Source organism: Actinacidiphila guanduensis, from assembly GCF_900103985.1.
Lineage (GTDB): Bacteria > Actinomycetota > Actinomycetes > Streptomycetales > Streptomycetaceae > Actinacidiphila > Actinacidiphila guanduensis.
The window spans coordinates 72,640-91,573 of sequence record NZ_FNIE01000011.1; the positions used below are offsets into that span (position 1 = coordinate 72,640).

The window sequence follows — 18,934 nt, forward strand, 5'->3', positions numbered from 1 at the left end:
ACGAGTCTACGCAGCTTTATGCAATCACCGGAAGGGGATAAGCCGGGTGGCGACCGGGCAAGGAGGGGGTGAGGGCTTCTCGGGGGCCCCGGGCTGCCGTGTCCGAGGCGTGCCCGGATTCAGCCCGGCGCCGACCCGGCGCCTGCCCGATTCTCTGAGAAACCAGGAGGTAGCCATGTCCGGCCGGTTCGAGGGGACGACGGAGATCGACCGCCCCGTCGAGGAGGTGTTCGCCTATCTCGCCGACGGCACCCACGATCCCGAGTTCAGCCCGCGGGTGCAGGAGATCGTGAAGCGCCCGGCGGGCTCCACGGAGGTGGGCACGGTCTTCGCCAGCACCGTCAAGGACGCGGGGATGAAGTCCCGGCGCGAATTCCGGATCAGCGCCCTGGACGCGCCGACCACCATCCGCTGGACCGAGCTGTCGAGGAACCTCGTGACGGCCCCCGAGGGGGGCTACGACCTGGAGCCGCTCCCCGACGGCCGCACCCGCCTGCGCGTCTTCAACACGCTGGAGGGCCACGGGGTGGGCAAGCTGCTGGCGCCGGTCGCCTTGAGCGCGGCGCGCAAGGACGCCGCGGCTTTCGCGGAGCGGATCAAGAAGGCGGTGGAGGCGAGTTAGGCGCTTCGGGCGCCGTGAGCGGGGGGTTGGGGGGGCCGCTTGAGCAGGAGGGGTGGATGTGGGCGAGGGGGGTGGCGGCCGTGTGCGCGGGAGCGGTGCGCGCGGGTGAGAAGGGTGGGTTTGAGCGGGAGGGCGGCAGCCGCGCGGGCATGAACGGTTCGCTCGGGCGAGAGGGGCGGGCCCTTTCTTCGGCGTGAGCGGTCACCTTGCGTGGGGCGGCACGCCAGCCCGTACGGACCCGAGCGGCCGGTCGGACCGAAGGCGCGGGACTGCGCGAGAGCGGCGCCCTTGAGCAAGAAGGGCGGGCCGACCCCCGGTGCGAGCGGTCACCTCACGTACGGGCGGCACGCCGGCTCGTACGGACCCGAGCGGGCAGTCGGACCGAAGGCGCGGGACTGCGCGAGAGCGGCGCCCTGGCCCCGGACAGCTCCCGGCCGCTGTGGTCAGGCCGAGCGGCGGGCGGCTTCGGCGGCGTGCTTCTCCTTGATGCGGGCCGCCTCCTTGCGGACCTCCGCCTGGGTGGCGCGCTCGCGCTCCAGCCATTCCGGCTGCTCCGCCTTGATCGCCTCGATCTCGGCCGTGGTCAGCGCCTCGGTCACGCCGCCGCGGGCCAGCCCCGCGATGGAGACGCCGAGCTTCGCGGCCACGACCGGCCGCGGGTGCGGCCCGTTGCGCCGCAGCTCGCGCAGCCACTCGGGCGGGTCGGCCTGCAGCGCGTTCAGCTCGCTGCGCGAGACCACGCCCTCCCGGAACTCGTCGGGCGTCGCCGGAAGGTACACCCCCAGTTTCTTGGCCGCGGTGGCCGGCTTCATCGTCTGGGAGTTCTGCTGCGAGGTCATGCCCCAACCTTAACGACCGCGGGAGGCGCCCACGGACAGCACGGACGGCACGGACGGCGCCCGGCCCCGGGCCCGGTAGCCTTGGCCGGGTGACCGACCAGCAGGCGCCGATGTTCCGGCTCGCGTACGTGCCCGGGGCGACGCCCGCGAAGTGGGTGCGGATCTGGCAGGAACGGCTGCCCGATGTCCCGCTGGAGCTGGTGCCCGTCCCGGCGGCCGAAGCACCGGGGCTGCTGCTCGCGGGAGAGGCGGACGCCGGCCTCGTACGGCTCCCGGTGGACCGTACGGTGCTGAGCGCGATCCCCCTCTACACAGAGACGACCGTGGTCGTCGTCCCGAAGGACCACGTGGTGACCGCTGTCGAGGAGGCGTCCCCGGCGGACCTCGCCGACGAGGTGCTGCTGCACCCCCTGGACGACGTACTCCCCTGGGACCGGCCGCCCGGCCTGCCCGCGCTGGAGCGTCCCGCGACGACGGGGGACGCGATCGAACTGGTGGCGGCGGGGATCGGGCTGCTCGTGGTCCCCCAGTCGCTGGCGCGCCTGCACCACCGAAGGGACGTCGCCTACCGCCCCCTGACCGAGGCCCCCTCCTCGTCGGTGGCCCTGTCCTGGCCGGAGGACCGCCACACCGATCTGGTCGAGCAGTTCATCGGCATCGTCCGCGGCCGCACGGTGAACAGCACCCGCGGCCGCCCGCCCCAGCAGCCCCAGCAGCCCCAGCAGAAGCCCAAGCCCAAGCAGGCCCCCAAGCCGGAGCGCACCCCAGGCGCCGCCCGCGTCACCGCGAAGCCCGCGCGCCGCAAGCCCCGCCGCCGCTCCTGACCCGGGGCGGCTTGCGGGGTCGCGCTCTGCTCACAGGTCCAGGCGCACCTGGGCGGCAGTGGGATCGGCCGCGGACCCGTAGCGCAGGATCACGTGCGCCGGGCGGAAGGGCAGCCCGCGCAACGCGGCTTCCATGACGGCGAAGAGCGCGTCGGCGTCGGGCCCATAGGCGTAGAGGACGGCCTCGCCACCCCCGAACTCGTTCCCGTCGAACTCCCCGGCACCAGCGCGTCCGACGGCGTCGGCCACCACACGCGCGACCTCACGAACAGCCGCCCGGTCACCCGGCTCGCCGAAGCCTTCCTGCGCCAGCCGATACCGCGCGATGACAGCATGCTCGCCACCGCCACCCACCGTTTCCCCACCCGATTCGCTCATCCCGGAACTGTCCCACCTGGCACCGACATCAAGCGCCCGCCCACCTGTGCCCAAGGCTCGGCCAAGGGGCACCGGCCCCAGGGACGACCGCCCGATCAGCGCTGTACTTCGGATGCCGTGGGGAGGGTCCAGGTGGGGCCGGCGGGGTGGCCGTGCCAGATGCGTTGGCCGGCAGAGGTGATGGTGATGCCGAAGTCCTCGCGAGCGGGGGGACCTTGGGGGAAGAGTGCGGCCAGTTCTTCCACGGTGTCCCACAGCTTGCGGGGGCCGGTCTGGCGGACGTGGCCGTTGACGCTCGCGGTCGCGGTGGAGCCGTCCTCGGTCCACAGACCCACCGCGGTCAGCGTGCCGTCGTCGTCGCGCCAGGTGCAGGAGCTGTAGCCGGGCAGCGCCAGCGACAAGGGGAACTTCCAACGGCTCAGCGCATCGGCGACGGGCAGGCCGGTGGCCTGCGGGGCCTGGTTCCGCAGGATGTCGAAGTCGGGCCCCCTGCCGTCGCTGCGCCTGGGCATGAACAGAGCGGGCCGGGAAAGGAAGCGACCCTCGGCGTGCCCGGGCTCGGTGACGACCGCGCGGATGACCCCGTGGCCGATCGGGGCGACGATGACCGCGCCCGGAGCCGCCTGTTCCATCAGCGCGGGAGGGATGCAGCGCAGTGCGGCGGTGGCGATGATGCGGGAGTAGGGCGCCCGAGCCGAATAGCCCAGTGCCCCGTCCCCCGCGGTGACGAACGGCGTGAGCCCGAGGTCGCCGAGTCGTCGGGCGGCGAGCGCGACGAGGTCCGGATCGACGTCCACGCTCGTGACGTGATCCGCGCGGAGCCGGTGGCAGAGCAGTGCCGCGTTGTAACCGGTGCCGGTGCCGAGTTCGAAGACGGTGTCCCCGGGGTGGGCGTCGAGGGCGTCGAGCATGTCCAGCATCAGGCCGGGCTCGCTCGATGACGAGGTGGGGATGCCGTTGGCGTCGAGTTGGGTCATGAGCGCGGTGTCGGAGTAGACCGCCTCGAGGTAGCCGGGGTCCGACGCCGTGACGGGCGCCCACTGCCCGGCCTGGTCCTGACGGTGGAAGACGGGGACGAACGCCTCGCGGGGAATCGCGCGGAACGCCTCCCGCCAGGGGCTCGGGTGCCCGCCGCCGATACCGGCGGCGAACGCGGCACGCAGCTCGGCGGCCGTCTTGTCGGTCATTGCGCTCCTTGCAGGTAGTCGGCGTGGGCGGCAGCGATGGGCAGACCGGTGTGGCTCTCCACCCACGCCCAGGTCCCGGCCGGGTTGCATTCGAAGAACACCCAATCGCCTTGCGGGGTGACCGCGAAATCGAAAGCGCCGAAGACGAGGCCGTAGGAGGCCAGGTAGCGTCGCACTCCGGCGGCGACAGATTCGGGGACGGGCGTGGTGCCGAAGGTCAGCCCCCCGGGGTCCGTGCGCCAGTCGGTCAGGGCGGCTTGCGTCGTCGCCGTGATGGAGCAGGCGAACAACCGGTCGTCCACGACGGTGAGGCGCACCTCATGGCTCTTGGGCACGGCTTCTTGGATGTAGTGGGCCGTCAGCCGGATCGAATCGTCGATGTCGTCGGGGTCGAGCGGGTGCGTGGCGATCATCAGCGGGCGTCCCCGACCGCTGTCCAGCCGCCCACCGAGGACCGGCTTGCAGATCAGCGGGCCCTTCACCTCCTCTCCGAAAGCGCGGGCAGCGTCAGGGTCGTTGGTGATGATGCTCCGCGGAACACGGAGACCGCACGCGGCCGCGCAGACGAGCTGCTGCGGCTTGTGCGATGCCGCCCGGTCGTCGTGGGGGTTGTTGATCCAGCGCACTGGGAGAGCCGCGACCACGTTCAGGAGTGCCGCGTCCGCCTGGTCCCGCGCCCAGGCGGCGTACGGTTCCGGAACTGCCCCGGCGATGACAGGTCGTCCGGGCCGCCGGTAGTAGACGGCCCGGACGTCCTCCAAGTGGACCGACCGGCTCCCGTGGTCCAGGACTCCCCGCCACCCGGCGCCGCCCGCGGCATGTGTCGCGGCCAGGGTCAGGTTCTGCGGGAAGTCCGCGGAGTCGTAGCGAAGAACCGGCACCCCTCGCCGGTTCAGCCGATCCACCACCATGTCCGCGGCGGCGTCGAGCTGTTCGGCGACGACGAGTACCGGACGGTCCGCGGTCATCAGGAGGCCGGTGCGTAGTAGGGGTCGTTCACGTCGTCACCCTTGCCGTCCTGGTTGGTGTCCGTGCAGGAAGCGGCCTGCGGCTCGGTGTGCCAGGGCGTGCCGTCCGGCTTGACGTTGAGCTGCCGGCCCTCGTCCCAGGTGACACCCTCGACGCTCGTCGTGACCAGGGGCGGGGGCCGCAGCATGACGAGCCCCCAGCGGAATTGTTGCTGTCGCCATCGTTTCTCCCATCGGATGTGGCGCTGCTTCGAGACCGAGTTTGCGGTGAATGGGCACGTCACCGTCTCTCGGGGATCTGCACGCACTACGCAACCGCACGAACACGCAAAGCGGTACGGTGTGAGCCACGGCAGAACTTGAATCACTTGAAAGTTCTCGGGAGTTGATGTGGCCCCGAAGACGCCGAATGTCTGCATGGAAGCCTTACTGCGCGAATCCGGCTGGACGTACGCGAGTTTCGTCATGGCCGTGAACCGGATCGGGACCGAGGTGGGCCATCCCACCAGCTACGACGAGTCCGCGGTGCACCACTGGCTGAAGGGCACGGTGCCGCGCAAGGAAGCGCGAGCCGCCATCGTCGAGGCGATGTCACGGCGACTTTTCCGGCCGGTCACCTACGAAGAGGCGGGCTTCCCGGCCCCCGTCGGCCACGGTGCTGCCCTGGGTACGGTAGAAGGGCTGATCGACCTGGGGAGGCAGGACATGGATCCGTCTCGTAGGAGCGTTCTGGGCGCTGCGCTCTTCTCCGTCGCCATCACCATCCCGGACTGGCCGGACGTCGTCGGCCGCGCCGAGGCGTTCTCGGCAGGAGTGGTCACGCACATCGGCATGGGCGAAGTGCAGATGGTACAGGCGATGACCGAGCGAGTGAGCGACCTGGACGATCAGTTCGGCGGTCGGCACGCCCGTCCGATGGCTGCCGCGTTCCTTGTGAACACCGTGGCGGGTTACTTGAGAGCCGAAGCGCCCAGCCATGTCCGCAAGGCGATGATGTCAGCGGCGGCGGACCTCTGCTACCTCACCGGTTACATGGCGGTGGACGAGGGACTTCACGGGCTCGCGCAGCGCTACTACCTCAAGGCCCTGGAGTTGGCCGGGGCAGCAGACGATCACCTCACTTACTGCACGACCCTACGCGGAATGTCCGTGCAGGCCGTCGACCTCGGGCATGGACGGCAAGCCATGCGGCTGGCCGACGCTGCTGCGGCAGCCTCGCCCCAGGCAGGTCCGCGGATGCGGGCGTTCCTTGCCGGACAGCAGGCTCATTCGGCAGCCCAGTTGGGAAACTCCGCGGCGGCGATCCGCTTCATGAGCCAGGCGGAGAGGGCCATGGACGTAGCGGAATCGCAGTCCAAAGCCTTCGGTTCCTACGACCCGGCCGCCTTGATGTACCACCTCTCACAGGTCCGGCACGAACTCAACGACAAGGCCGGTGCTGTGCAGGCGATGCGGGAGTCGACAAAGATCGCGTTCCCCCACTACAGAAGGACCCGGGTCCGTCACTTGAGCCTGACGGCCGAACGACAGCTCGATGTCGGACAACTCGAAGCCGCGTGTGAGTCCTGGAACGCCGCCCTCAATGACTATCCGCTGGTCCAGTCGGGGAGGTGCGACGAGAAGATGAGCATCATGGTCTCTCGGCTCTCTCCGCATGCAAAGAACAGGCAGGTGCAGGCGCTCTTCCGGCGGGCCCAAGCGGCGGGGGTACGCGTCGGGGCCTGAGTGGGTGCCGGAGGGCGGGCGCCCGGATGAGGGGCGGCTGGGGGCCGGGGAAAACCTGTTCGCGGGGCGGGAGTCGGTGTTGGTACGTTCGGCGCGTGGCGAAACTCAATCAGATCATCGCAGTGGAGAAGGGCGTCAAGTCGAAGGCGCAGCAGGAGCTGACGGCTGCTCATCACGACCTGCAGAAGCCCGCGCTGCTGTCGGGGATCGCGCGGACGTACCAGCCCAAGGACGAGGAGGGCGAGCAACTGCCGCCCGAGTCCACCCGGGTGCAGCTGAAGGCCGAGCAGGTGCTCAAGGCGACGGCCGCCACCCTCACCCGCCTCTTCGACGTCACCGCCACCAAGGACTGGGCGAACTGCGAGGCCCGCGCCGACGTCACCGTCGACGGTCGCGCCCTGCTGCGCGACGTACCCGTCTCGTACCTGCTCTTCCTGGAGAAGCAGCTCACCGACCTGCACACCTTCGTCCGCAAGCTGCCCGTGCTGGACGCCGCCGAGGCGTGGACGCCCGACCCTTCCAGTGACGCCTGGAAGACCGAGCCGGTGCGCACCATCCGCACCAAGAAGGTGCCGCGCAACCACGTGAAGGCCGAGGCCACCGAGAAGCACCCGGCGCAGGTCGAGGTGTACTACGAGGACATCGCCGTGGGCTACTGGACCACCGTGAAGTTCTCCGGCGCGCTGCCGGCCCAGCGGATCAACGAGCTGGCCGAGCGGGTGGAGAAGCTGCAGCAGGCGGTGAAGTTCGCCCGCGAGGAGGCCAACGGCGCCGAGGTCACCGACCAGCGGATCGGCGACGCCGTGTTCGGCTACCTCCTGGGGGCGTGAGGCCCCTGACCGGACTCCCCGCGCGCCGCTGCGGCGCGCGGGGTGCGCGAGGAGCGCAAAGCTGAAGCTGAGCCTTGTCGTGACGAAACGCGGTTCCCAGTGAGGGTTCGAATCCCTCCCCCGGCACACCACGCCGGGGTGGCCCAATCCTGGCAGAGGCAGACCGCGGTGAACCTCAGACTCTCGCTCCAGATTCAGCACCTGCCGCCGATCGCCGGATCGACCGGCCACGGGCTGGGTCGTCAGGTGCGGGTTCAAATCCCGCCCGGGGCTCCACCTGCCCCGGTAGTTCAACGGCAGAACACGACGACATCACGCTGACCTGTGGCCTCAAGTGTGCCGGCGTGACGATGGGGCGGCCCCTCAGGGGCCCGGGGCCTGGACATGTCCCCGGGTCCCGCTCCTTGCCCGAGAGGGTCTCCCGTACGGCTTTCGTACGACTTTCCTACGATCACACCGGCTGCGGCTCACTACGAAGGCCCACCACATACGGCCCACCCGATACGGCCCACCGCGAAGTCCCACCACGTACCACCCACCGGATACGGCCCACCGCGTACGGCGAACGCCGCTTTCCGCGTCGCCCCGCCCAGGCCATACCCTTGACCGCACGATGGACCGATTCACCTCGCCGTGGGGCGATCTCGACCTGACCCGCTTCCCCGACGAGCCGCGGGAGCAGCTGCGCGCCTACGACGCCGCCGACGCGTACGTCCTGGACCACCTCGCCGAGAACGCGGTGAGCGGTGCGACCGGCACCCTCGTGGTGATCGGCGACCGCTGGGGCGCCCTGACCACGGCCCTGGCCGCGCACCTGCCGACGGCCCCCACCCTGGTCACCGACTCCTACCTCGCCCTGCGCGCCGCCGAGGCGAACCTGCGGCGCAACGCCCCCGACCCGGCCACGCCCCTGCGGGCCCACCTGACCACCACCCGCGACGAGCTGCCCACCCGGATCGACATCGCCGTCGTCCGCGTACCCAAGAGCCTGGCCCTGCTGGAGGACCAGCTGCACCGGCTCGCCCCCGCGCTGCACGCGGGCTCCACCGTCGTCGGCACCGGCATGACCGCCGAGATCCACACCTCCACGCTCGCCCTCTTCGAGCAGATCATCGGACCGACGACCACCTCGCTCGCCCGCCGCAAGGCCCGCCTGATCTTCGCCGCCCCGGACCCGCAGCTCACCCGCCCCGCCAACCCCTGGCCGCTGCGCTACGACCTCCCCGCCGGCATCGGCCCCATGGCTGGCCGCCGAGTCACCAACCACGCGGGCGTCTTCTGCGCCGACCGGCTCGACCCCGGCACCCGGCTGCTCCTCGCGCACCTGCCCTCCCGCGGCGGCCCCGAGCAGGTCGTGGACCTCGGCTGCGGCAACGGCGTCCTCGGCACCGCGGCCGCACTCGCCAACCCCGCGGCCGAGGTGCTCTTCACCGACGAGTCCTACCAGGCGGTGGCCTCGGCCGAGGAGACGTTCCGGGCCAACGCCGAGCCGGGTACGAAGGCGCGCTTCACCGTCGCCGACGCGCTCACCGCCGTACCGCCGGGCAGCGTCGACCTCGTCCTGAACAACCCGCCCTTCCACTCCCACCGCGCCACCACCGACGCGACGGCCCACCGCATGTTCAAGGGCGCCCGCGCCGCCCTGCGCCCCGGCGGCGAGCTCTACGTCGTCGGCAACCGCCACCTCGGCTACCACACGGCACTGCGCCGCCTCTTCGGCTCCTGCGAAGTCCTCTCCGCCCACCCCAAGTTCGTGGTCCTGAAAGCCACCAAGCGGTGAAGCGAGCACAACAGGCGAGGTGAGCACGAAGGGTACCGAAAGGGGCCCTGGGCTCGCCGGCGCCAGCCAAGGGTCCCCGCGCCAGCCCTGGGTCCCCCGCGCCAAGGGAGTTGGGCGCCCTCAAAGGGAAGTGGGGCACCCCCCCGCGCAAAAGGGGGTGCCCCACAGGTCCCGCTAGCCCAGGGACGCGATCGCCTGGTTGAACGTGGCGCTCGGCCGCATCACGGCCGCCGCCTTGGCCGGGTCCGGCTGGTAGTACCCGCCGATGTCGGCCGGGGACCCCTGCACGGCGAGCAGTTCGGCGACGATCGTCTCCTCCTGCTCGGCCAGCGTCTTGGCCAGCGGCGCGAACGCCTCGGCCAGCTGCGGGTCCTGGCTCTGCGCGGCCAGCTCCTGCGCCCAGTACAGGGCGAGGTAGAAGTGGCTGCCGCGGTTGTCGATCCCGCCGACGCGCCGGGAGGGCGACTTGTCCTCGTTGAGGAAGGTGCCGGTCGCGCGGTCCAGGGTGTCGGCGAGGATCTGGGCCCGCGCGTTGCCCGTGGTCTGCGCCAGGTGCTCGAAGCTGACCGCGAGCGCCAGGAACTCACCGAGGCTGTCCCAGCGCAGGTAGTTCTCCTTGACCAGCTGCTGGACGTGCTTGGGTGCGGAGCCGCCGGCGCCGGTCTCGAACAGCCCGCCGCCGTTGATCAGCGGCACCACCGAGAGCATCTTGGCGCTGGTGCCCAGCTCCAGGATCGGGAACAGGTCGGTGAGGTAGTCGCGCAGCACGTTGCCGGTGACCGAGATGGTGTTCTCGCCGCGGCGGATGCGCTCCAGGGAGAGCTTGGTCGCCTCCACCGGGGAGAGGATCTTGATCTCCAGGCCCTCGGTGTCGTGCTCGGGCAGGTACGCCTTGACCTTCTCGATGAGGACGGCGTCGTGCGCGCGGTCCTCGTCCAGCCAGAAGACGGCCGGGTCGCCGGTGGCGCGGGCGCGGGTGACGGCGAGCTTGACCCAGTCGCGGATCGGCAGGTCCTTGGTCTGGCACATGCGGAAGATGTCGCCGGCGCCGACGGTCTGCTCCAGCACCGCGGTGCCCGAGCCGTCCACGACCCGGACGGTGCCGGTGACGGGGATCTCGAAGGTCTTGTCGTGGCTGCCGTACTCCTCGGCCTTCTGCGCCATGAGGCCGACGTTGGGCACCGAGCCCATCGTCGCCGGGTCGAAGGCGCCGTGCGCGCGGCAGTCGTCGAGGACGACCTGGTAGACGCCGGAGTAGCTGCTGTCGGGCAGCACCGCGAGGGTGTCGGCCTCCTGGCCGTCCGGGCCCCACATGTGGCCGGAGGTGCGGATCATGGCCGGCATCGAGGCGTCCACGATGACGTCGCTGGGCACGTGCAGGTTGGTGATGCCGCGGTCGGAGTCGACCATGGCCAGGCGCGGGCCGGCGGCGATCTCGGCCTCGAAGGACGCCTTGATCGCGTCGCCCTCGGGCAGCGCGGCCAGGCCGTCGAGGATCGCGCCCAGGCCGTCGTTCGGGGTGAGGCCGGCCGCGGCGAGCTCGGCGCCGTAGCGGGCGAACGTCTCGGGGAAGAAGGCGCGGACCACGTGGCCGAAGATGATCGGGTCGGAGACCTTCATCATGGTGGCCTTCAGGTGGATCGAGAACAGCACGTCCTCGGCCTTGGCGCGGGCCACCTGGGCGGTGAGGAACTCGCGCAGGGCGCTGACCCGCATCACGGAGGCGTCGACGACCTCGCCAGCCAGCACGGGGACCTCGCGGAGCACGGTGGTGCTGCCGTCGTCGCCGTGCAGCTCGATGCGCAGGGTGCCGTCCTCGGCGACCACGGCGGACTTCTCGGTGGAGCGGAAGTCGTCGGCGCCCATGGTGGCCACGTTGGTCTTGGAGTCCGGGCTCCAGGCGCCCATGCGGTGCGGGTGGGCCTTGGCGTAGTTCTTCACCGCGGCGGCCGCCCGGCGGTCGGAGTTGCCCTCGCGCAGCACCGGGTTCACCGCGCTGCCCTTGACCTTGTCGTAGCGGGCGCGGACCTCGCGCTCCTCGTCGGTCTTCGGGTCGTCCGGGTAGTCCGGCAGCGCGTAGCCCTTGGCCTGCAGCTCGGCGACGGCGGCCTTCAGCTGCGGGACGGAGGCGGAGATGTTGGGCAGCTTGATGATGTTCGCCTCGGGCTCCTGCGTCAGCGCGCCCAGCTCGGCCAGCGCGTCGCCGATCCGCTGGCCCTCCTCCAGGTACTCCGGGAAGCCGGCGATGATCCGACCTGCCAGCGAGATGTCACGGCTCTCGACGCCGACCCCGGCGGTCGAGGCGTAGGCCTCGATCACAGGCAAGAACGAGTACGTCGCCAGGGCCGGTGCCTCGTCGGTGTGCGTGTAGATGATGGTCGAGTCAGCCACCGGTTGCTCTCCGTCCAGTCTCCAACATTGCTTGATATCAAGATATCCCCTCCGGGGGGCACGGGGGTTCGAGGGCACCCCGAGCTGTGGACGGGCAGGTGCGCCTGTCCTCCCCGCGAGGGCCCGTGGGCGGAGCCGTGGGGACCGGGAGCGACGGGTGCCGGTGGCCCGCCAGGGGCTATCCGGTGGGAGGCCGGTCGGTGGTGACCGCGTCGAAGGGGGCGGCGCCGTGGTAGTTGAGCTGGAGGGTCGGCTGGTCGTCGAAGGCGAGGTAGGGGTCGTAGGGGGACACGTCCTCCGAGGTGTCCATGGGAGCGTGCTGCCAGGCGTGCGCGGGTGCGCTCGGGGCCACCGGCCGGCCGGCGGGGGCGGGCTGCGGGAGTCCGCCGGCGGCACGGGAAGCGGGCACCGGTTGCGGTGCGCCCTTGCGGTGCCTGCCCTGCGGGCGGCCGCGGCCGCCGCTGGTGATCGCGGCCACAACGCCGGCGATGACGAGGACCAGGCCGGGCACGGTGCCGGGGTTGAGTCGCTGGCCCATCAGCCACCACGCGGCCAGGGCCGCGACGGGCGTCTCCAGCAGGAGGACGACGCTGGTGGTCGTCGCCGAGACCCGGCCGAGGACGAAGTTCAGCGAGCCGAGGCCCAGGAGCTGGGGCAGCACCAGGAGCCCGAGCAGCGAGAGCCGGGTGGAGGCGTCGAAGCCGGTGAGCGCGGTGTGGGAGACGAGGCAGAAGGCCATGAGTTCCAGCGCGCAGACGAAGGAGCTGAGGGCCGAGTACAAGGGGGTGCTGAGCGAGGTGCGGGCGTGGGCGCTGAGCGCGGTGTAGCCGGCCTGCGCGACGGCTCCCGCGAGAGCGAGCGTGTCACCGAGGAGGGCGGTGCCGCCGGAGCTGATGTCGACGCCGCTCGCCGCCGCCACGCCCACCACCGAGACGCCGAGCCCCGCCCAGGTCTTGCGGGGAGTGCGCACTCCCCCGGCGGCCGCGATGAGGGCCTGCCACAGCGGCTGGGTGGCCACCAGGGCGGTCGACATGGCGACCGAGGTCAGGTGGGTGCTGGTCATGAAGGTGGCGAAGTGGAGGGAGAGCGAGGTGGCGGCGAGGAAGCCGAAGGCCAGCGGGCGCCACTGGGCCCGCCGCAAGGCGCGGCGCTCGCCGCGGACGATCCGGACGGCCTCGCGGCGGCGCAGGAGGAGCAGCAGCGGCCCGAGGGTGGCGAAGCCGAGGGCGTTGCGCCAGAAGGCCAGGGCCAGCGGGGGCGCGGCGGCGTAGGCGGTGAGGGGGGCGGTGGCCGATATCGAGACCACCGTGACCGTCATGGCGGCCACCGACAGGGGGTCGATCCTGGACTTCATGGGCGGTGCTCACCACCGGCTCGCGATGCCCGGCCGACGGCGGGGGCGCCGCCGCGCGGGGCGTCACCGGTGGTGTCGCGGTGGGGGGCTGGGTGAGGGGCAGAGTGGGGGGCAGGGCAGGCAGGGGGGAACACGCCGGGGACTCCTGGGACGTTCATGGGCTGGTGCGCGCGGCGGGCCGGCCCGCGAGGCGCCGCGGGCCGGGCCGCGGTCCTGCGTACGGGGCGCGCAGGACCGCGGCGGTGACCCCTCACTCGCTGTCGGCCTCGATGACCTCCTCGACGAAGGTCCCGATGGTGCCCAGCACCGAGCCGAGCTGCTCCACCTGGGGCAGGTGGCCGGCCTCCGCGATGGGGCGGAAGTGGCCGTTGGCGAAGGCCGACGCGTACATGCGCCCGTACTCGGGGGTGACCACGCAGTCCTCCTCGCCCCAGGCCACCAGGACCGGCACGGTGACCCGGTGCAGGCGGCGGCGCAGCTTGGGTGCGAACAGGAAGTGCTCGCCGGTGTAGAACGCGAGGACCTGCTGGTTGGCGGCCAGTACGGCACGCTGCTGGTCGCTGAGGGCGGACGGGTCGGGGCGCAGGGCCGGGTTGTGGAAGGCCAGCCGGCCGAAGGCGGCGGGCGACAGCGCGCGGGTGTCGGTGATCTGGGTCGCGTCGTCGGGGCGGATGCCGGTCGCGTTGAGCAGGGTGAGGGACATGATCCGGCCGCCGATGTCGCGCAGCGCCATCTCAGCGGCGATCCAGCCGCCGACGGAGTTGCCGATCACCATCACCTCGGTCAGGCCGAGTTCCTCGATCAGGTCGAGGTAGGCGTCGGCGAGGTCGGCGACCGAGTCCAGCCACGGCACCCGCGGGGTGCCGTCGAAGCCGGGGTGGGTCGGGCGCACCACGTAGGCGTGCTCGGAGAGCGCCGCGCCCAGGCCGGCCATCGTGCGCGGACCGCCGCCGCCGTGCAGGAGCAGCAGGCCCCTGCCCTTCGACTCGACCGCGTCGCCGTGCTCCTCGATGGTGATTTCGAGCCCGTTGCCCAGGTCGAGGGAGCGGGTCGTAGCAGCGTTGGCCATGAGACTGTTTCTCCTTCATGCGAGTTGACTTGCATGAAGGTATCGCCCTCGCACTCCTTATGCAAGTCCCCTCTCACGAAGAGGGTGGACGTGCGTAAAGGCGCAGGAGAGCACGAGGGAAGGGGGCAGAGCACAACGCGGCTTGCTGGCGGCCCGCCAGTGTGGGGAGCAGCGCGCATCCGCGGGGAGAAGGCCGTCCGTGCCCGTGCAGAAGGGCACGCTCCTTCCGCCCCCGCCGCGCGAGGGGCGCCGCAGGGGCTCGGGACAAATGGGAAACAGGTCAGGAGGTCAGCAGGAAGCGGGGTGCACCCGCCGGCCCCAGACCCAGGGGATCAGGCGTGCTGCGGAACCTCGTCCTTCAAGGTCTGCCGGACCTGCTCGCGCAGCTCGGGGCTGTCCTCGTGGCCGTGCACCGACGCGGCGTGCTCGCTGGCGGCGCGGACCACTTCCTCCTCTTCACCGGAGATGGTGAGGGTGCAGTTCATCTCGCTCGGGAAGTCCCGGCAGTCGGCGACTTTGCGCATGACGCACCTCCTCGCTTCCCCAGCCTAGGACGGTGCCCGGCTCGGCGGGCGGTGCCGGCCGGGGTTCCCTCAGGCAACTCCTTCAGCCGCGGCGCCGGCTTCCGTCCCAGCGCGCTCCCGGGCGCTCCCCCCGGTCGTCGCGGCCGTAACGGTCCTGGACGAGGGTCATCGCCCCCAGCGGGTCGGCCCGGACCTGGGTGGCGGAGAAGTAGATGTTGCCCCGCACCTGCGGGTGGGCCGCGTCGAAGTCCAGGTGCCGGATGAGTTCCACCGGATCCTGCCAGGGGGCCGGCTGTCCTGCGGCGCCGACCTTGTAGAGGGCCTCGCCGATGTAGAGCTCCGCGCGGGTGCCCGCCACGACGTCGGACCACCACGGGACCAGCACCGCGTAGTCCGCCGCGGCGAAGCCGATGTTCCAGTAGACCTGAGGTGCGATGTAGTCCAGCCAGCCGCGCTTCACCCAGCCGCGGGTGTCGGCGTGCAGGTCGTCGTAGGTCTGCACGCCGGCCTGGGTGGCCGAGCCCAGCGGGTCGTTCGCCGCGTTGCGCCACACACCGAAGGGGCTGATGCCGTACCGGACGCCCGGGCGGACCCGCTTGATGCGGGTGGCCATCTCGGCGACCAGCAGGTCGGTGTTGTGGCGGCGCCAGGTGTCGCGGTCGGGGAAGCCGGCGCCGTAGCGGGCCCAGCTGGCGTCGTCGGCGAAGGTCTGGCCGGCCACCGGGTACGGGTAGAAGTAGTCGTCCCAGTGGACGGCGTCGATCGGGTAGCGGCGCACCGCGTCGAGCATCGCGTCCTCGACGAAGCAGCGCACCTGCGGCTGCCCGGGGTCGTAGTAGAGCTTGCCGCCGTACGGCAGCACCCACTCCGGGTGCAGGCGCGCGGGGTGGGTGGGGGCGAGGGTGCTGGGGTCGTCGGTCATCGCCACCCGGTAGGGGTTGAACCAGGCGTGCAGTTCCAGGCCGCGGCGGTGCGCCTCGCGGACGGCGGTGCCCAGCGGGTCCCAGCCGGGGTCACGGCCCTGGGTTCCGGTCAGGTACTGCGACCAGGGCTCGTACGGGGAGGGCCAGAAGGCGTCGGCGGTCGGGCGGACCTGGAACATCACCGCGTTCAGCCGGCGCTCGACGGCGAGGTCGAGCAGGTCGGTCAGTTCGGCCCGCTGCTCGGCCGGGGACAGGCCGGGGGCGGAGGGCCAGTCGGTGTTGGTGACCGTGGCGATCCACATCCCGCGCAGGTCCCGGGTGCGGGGCCGGCCCGGGCCGGCGACCAGCGGGGCGGGCGCCTGGGCGCGGGCGGTGCCGGTCCCAGCGGCGGAGGCGAGCGCTCCGGCGGCGGCGAGGGTGAAGGTCCTGCGGGACAGCGACTCCATACGGGGCTCCCTGCGGTCGTGCTTCCTACGGACGACCCGCTGCATCATGGCGGCCCGCCACTCCGACGGCAAGCACCCCGATTGGTCTACTCCTCTGGTACCTCCGTGCTGCTGGGGCTCCTTGACGGTGCATCAGCAAAGGGTGCAACAGCTCCGGCGTCCGGTCCCTCGCTGTTGCCGAACGGGCCATGCCCGGCTCATCCGGAGTTCACTGCGGCGGTTCAGGGTCCAGAGGTCTTTCACCCTCGACACACCAGGAGGACGGCCATGTGCGCAGAAGGCCGCTGCGAGCACCACGTCGCCCCGCTCGATCCGGGCGCCCTTCCCGAGAGCGCCGAGCCGGCGTCCGCCGACGCGGGCGTGCGCCGCCGCCGGCTGCTGACCGCGGGCCTCGGCGGCGCCGTCGCGCTGACCCTGGCGCCCGTCTCCTTCGCGGAGGCCGCCGACAACGCCGACACCAAGAGCGGCGGCGCCCCCGCCGACGGCACCCAGGTGACCCGCACCGTCACCGGCACCCTCGCCACCGGCGCCGCCGACTTCGTCCACCTCCCCGTGGACGTCCCCCGGGGCGTGCAGAAGATCGCCGTCTCGTACTCCTACGACAAGCCCACCGTGCCGTCCGGCGTGCCCGGCAACTCCTGCGACATCGGCATCTTCGACGAGCGCGGCACCGCGCTCGGCGGCAGCGGCTTCCGCGGCTGGTCCGGCGGCTTCCGCACCGCCTTCGAGATCTCCAACTCCGAGGCCACGCCCGGCTACCTGCCCGGCCCGGTGAACGCCGGCCGCTGGAACGTCGTCCTCGGCCCGTACCAGGTGGCGCCCCAGGGCCTGACGTACCAGGTGCAGATCACCCTCACCTACGGCCCGAAGGGCCCCGCGTTCGTGCCGGACTACCCGCCGCAGCAGGCGAAGAGCCGCGGCCGCGACTGGTACCGCGGCGACTGCCACCTGCACACCGTCCACTCCGACGGCAAGCGGCTGCCCTCCGAGGTCGCCGCCGGCGCCCGCGCGGCCGGCCTGGACTTCATGGTCACCACCGACCACAACACCAGCTCCTCGCACGGCGTGTGGGGCCAGTACGCGGGCCCCGACCTGCTGATCATCACCGGCGAGGAGGTCACCACCCGCAACGGCCACTGGCTCGCGCTCGGCCTGCCGGCCGGCGAGTGGATCGACTGGCGCTACCGCTCCCGCGACGACTCCTTCGCCCGCTTCGCCCGCCAGGTGCACCGCGGCGGCGGCATCGTGGTGCCCGCGCACATGTACTGCGCCTACATCGCCTGCCAGTGGAAGTTCGGCTTCGACGACGCGGACGCCACCGAGGTGTGGACGGGCCCGTGGACGTACGACGACGAGCACGCGGTCAGCACCTGGGACCAGAAGCTCGGCGAGGCGGTCCGCACCGGCGGGCGCTGGCTGCCGGCGATGGGCAACAGCGACGCGCACAGCGACCCGAACGTCATCGGGCTGCCGCACAACGTCGTCCGCGCCGACGACCTCGCCACCGAGGCGGTCCTGGCGGGCGTCAAGGCCGGCCACAGCTGGATCGCCGAGTCCTCCTCGGTCGACCTCGCCTTCACCGTCACCGGCGCCGGGCGCCAGGCGGGCATCGGCGAGACGCTGAGCGTCCCGGCCGAGGCGCCGGTGGACGTCCGCCTCGACGTCAAGGGCGTGCCGCACGGCACCATCCGCTTCATCACCGACGAGGGGCAGATGCACCAGGAGTCGCTGGACGCCTCCGGCACCGGCACGGCGACCTGGCGGACGACCGCGTCGCTGGCCGCCTACGTACGGGCCGAGGTGCGCCACCCGATGGCGGACGGCTCCGCGGGGCAGGGCAACACCATGGGCGACGCGCTGCTCTTCGGCCCGATGGCGGCGCTGACCAACCCGGTGTTCCTGGTGGAGAGCACGCACTGAGCGGACGGCTCGCGGGCGCCGGGCCGCGACGCCGGGCGGACGTGCCGGGGGCGCCGGGCCGCTGTCCGCAGGGGCCGGCCGGTGGCCCGGGTCCGCCGGCGCCCCGGCCGACCCACCGCGCTCCGCTCGGCGGTAACGTCTGTCCGGTAATCCGGCGCGCCGTCCGTCGCACGGGCGGGACACGGCCGGTTCAGCGGGCACGCGGTCGGGAGGCTGGCGAGTGAGTGACATCCAGCGCGTCGGAGTGGTGGGCGCCGGGCAGATGGGGTCCGGCATCGCGGAGGTGTGCGCCAAGGCCGGGCTGGACGTCAAGGTCGCCGAGACGACGGGCGACGCGCTGGAGCTGGGCCGCGCCCGCCTGGCGAACTCCCTGGACAAGGCCGCCGAGCGCGGCAAGATCAGCGCGCAGGAGCGGGACGCCGCCCTCGGCCGCCTCACCTTCACCACCGACCTCGGCGAGTTCGCCGACCGCGACCTGGTGATCGAGGCCGTGGTGGAGAACGAGCAGGTCAAGCTGGACATCTTCCGCACCCTGGACCAGGTGGTGGAGCGGCCCGACGCGATCCTCGCCTCCAACACCTCCTCCATCCCACTGGTCCGGCTCGCGGTCGCCACCTCGCGCCCGGACCAGGTGCTGGGCATCCACTTCTTCAACCCGGCCCCCGTACAGCGCCTGGTGGAGCTCATCCCGGCGCTGACCACCGGCAGCGAGACCCTCAAGCGGGCCGAGCACCTGGTCACCGAGGTCCTGGGCAAGCACCCCATCCGGGCCCAGGACCGCTCCGGCTTCGTCGTCAACGCGCTGCTCGTGCCCTACCTGCTCTCGGCGATCCGCATGTACGAGTCGGGTATCGCCACCCGCGAGGACATCGACAACGGCATGGAACTCGGCTGCGCCCACCCCATGGGACCGCTGAAGCTCGCCGACCTCATCGGCCTGGACACGGTGGCCGCCATCGCCGACTCGATGTACGCGGAGTACAAGGAGCCCCTGTACGCGGCCCCGCCGATCCTGCAGCGCATGGTGGACGCGGGCCGCATGGGCCGCAAGAGCGGCGCGGGCTTCTACCCGTACTAGCCGGGCGGGCGCCCCGCTGCCGGGGGCGGCGGGGCGCCCGTGGTCACGCCGGGCCGCGGGTGCGCGCCCCGGGGCG

The 18,934-nt window shown here is 71.9% G+C and carries 17 protein-coding genes; 7 read left to right on the top strand and 10 right to left on the bottom strand.

The annotated features are described in order from the left end of the window. The first annotated feature begins 175 nt into the window (after positions 1–175). Entirely contained in the window at positions 176–622 is a 447-nt protein-coding gene (locus BLR33_RS23645; protein WP_093786593.1) for an SRPBCC family protein, read from the top strand. Between the two features lie 443 nt (positions 623–1,065). Here BLR33_RS23645 and BLR33_RS23655 read toward each other — a convergent pair whose 3' ends face one another. Next, a complete protein-coding gene (locus BLR33_RS23655) occupies positions 1,066–1,461 on the bottom strand; it encodes a DUF5997 family protein (RefSeq protein WP_093786595.1) in 396 nt (131 codons plus the stop codon). Positions 1,462–1,550: 89 nt separating this feature from the next. On the opposite strand from BLR33_RS23655, the gene BLR33_RS23660 reads away from it, so the two are divergent. Then, positions 1,551–2,285 (top strand): LysR substrate-binding domain-containing protein, encoded by a 735-nt coding sequence (locus BLR33_RS23660; RefSeq protein WP_093786596.1) that lies wholly within the window; start codon positions 1,551–1,553, stop codon positions 2,283–2,285. Between the two features lie 30 nt (positions 2,286–2,315). Here BLR33_RS23660 and BLR33_RS23665 read toward each other — a convergent pair whose 3' ends face one another. From BLR33_RS23665 to BLR33_RS23680, 4 genes are all read right to left on the bottom strand, one after another. Next, positions 2,316–2,663 (bottom strand): hypothetical protein, encoded by a 348-nt coding sequence (locus BLR33_RS23665; RefSeq protein ID WP_093786597.1) that lies wholly within the window; start codon positions 2,661–2,663, stop codon positions 2,316–2,318. Between the two features lie 95 nt (positions 2,664–2,758). Beyond that, positions 2,759–3,850 carry a methyltransferase domain-containing protein gene (locus tag BLR33_RS23670; RefSeq protein WP_093786598.1) on the bottom strand — a complete coding sequence of 364 codons (1,092 nt, stop codon included), beginning with the start codon at positions 3,848–3,850 and terminating at the stop codon, positions 2,759–2,761. Further along, entirely contained in the window at positions 3,847–4,818 is a 972-nt protein-coding gene (gene tgmB / locus BLR33_RS23675; RefSeq protein ID WP_093786599.1) for an ATP-grasp ribosomal peptide maturase, read from the bottom strand. Before tgmB ends, BLR33_RS23670 begins: the two co-directional genes overlap by 4 nt. Beyond that, positions 4,818–5,006, bottom strand: a complete 189-nt coding sequence (locus BLR33_RS23680; RefSeq protein WP_093786600.1) for a hypothetical protein — start codon at positions 5,004–5,006, stop codon at positions 4,818–4,820. Before BLR33_RS23680 ends, tgmB begins: the two co-directional genes overlap by 1 nt. A gap of 202 nt (positions 5,007–5,208) precedes the next feature. On the opposite strand from BLR33_RS23680, the gene BLR33_RS23685 reads away from it, so the two are divergent. The 3 genes from BLR33_RS23685 to BLR33_RS23695 all read left to right on the top strand — a co-directional run bounded on the left by BLR33_RS23685 (position 5,209) and on the right by BLR33_RS23695 (position 9,153). Further along, a complete protein-coding gene (locus BLR33_RS23685; RefSeq protein WP_245771621.1) occupies positions 5,209–6,543 on the top strand; it encodes a tetratricopeptide repeat protein in 1,335 nt (444 codons plus the stop codon). Positions 6,544–6,638: 95 nt separating this feature from the next. Next, on the top strand, positions 6,639–7,373 hold the full coding sequence (locus BLR33_RS23690) for a DUF7873 family protein (protein ID WP_093786601.1): 735 nt from the start codon (positions 6,639–6,641) through the stop codon (positions 7,371–7,373). Positions 7,374–7,986: 613 nt separating this feature from the next. Next, on the top strand, positions 7,987–9,153 hold the full coding sequence (locus BLR33_RS23695) for a methyltransferase (protein WP_093786602.1): 1,167 nt from the start codon (positions 7,987–7,989) through the stop codon (positions 9,151–9,153). Between the two features lie 174 nt (positions 9,154–9,327). On the opposite strand, the gene BLR33_RS23700 is transcribed toward BLR33_RS23695, so the two are convergent. The 5 genes from BLR33_RS23700 to BLR33_RS23720 all read right to left on the bottom strand — a co-directional run bounded on the left by BLR33_RS23700 (position 9,328) and on the right by BLR33_RS23720 (position 15,860). Next, the gene (locus BLR33_RS23700) at positions 9,328–11,544 is read right to left on the bottom strand and encodes an NADP-dependent isocitrate dehydrogenase (RefSeq protein WP_093786603.1); all 2,217 of its coding nucleotides are present in this window, start codon (positions 11,542–11,544) and stop codon (positions 9,328–9,330) included. A 178-nt stretch (positions 11,545–11,722) separates the two neighbouring features. Beyond that, the gene (locus BLR33_RS23705) at positions 11,723–12,898 is read right to left on the bottom strand and encodes a DMT family transporter (RefSeq protein WP_093786604.1); all 1,176 of its coding nucleotides are present in this window, start codon (positions 12,896–12,898) and stop codon (positions 11,723–11,725) included. Between the two features lie 250 nt (positions 12,899–13,148). Beyond that, entirely contained in the window at positions 13,149–13,967 is an 819-nt protein-coding gene (locus tag BLR33_RS23710; protein ID WP_093786605.1) for an alpha/beta fold hydrolase, read from the bottom strand. Between the two features lie 332 nt (positions 13,968–14,299). Further along, a complete protein-coding gene (locus tag BLR33_RS23715; protein ID WP_093786606.1) occupies positions 14,300–14,491 on the bottom strand; it encodes a DUF1059 domain-containing protein in 192 nt (63 codons plus the stop codon). 82 nt (positions 14,492–14,573) lie between these two features. After that, a complete protein-coding gene (locus BLR33_RS23720) occupies positions 14,574–15,860 on the bottom strand; it encodes a glycoside hydrolase family 10 protein (RefSeq protein ID WP_093786607.1) in 1,287 nt (428 codons plus the stop codon). A gap of 267 nt (positions 15,861–16,127) precedes the next feature. Here BLR33_RS23720 and BLR33_RS23725 point away from each other — a divergent pair, with 267 nt between their 5' ends. Both BLR33_RS23725 and BLR33_RS23730 read left to right on the top strand, forming a co-directional pair. After that, entirely contained in the window at positions 16,128–17,780 is a 1,653-nt protein-coding gene (locus BLR33_RS23725; protein ID WP_176930420.1) for a CehA/McbA family metallohydrolase, read from the top strand. A gap of 220 nt (positions 17,781–18,000) precedes the next feature. After that, the gene (locus BLR33_RS23730; RefSeq protein WP_093786608.1) at positions 18,001–18,858 is read left to right on the top strand and encodes a 3-hydroxybutyryl-CoA dehydrogenase; all 858 of its coding nucleotides are present in this window, start codon (positions 18,001–18,003) and stop codon (positions 18,856–18,858) included. Positions 18,859–18,934: the final 76 nt, after the last annotated feature.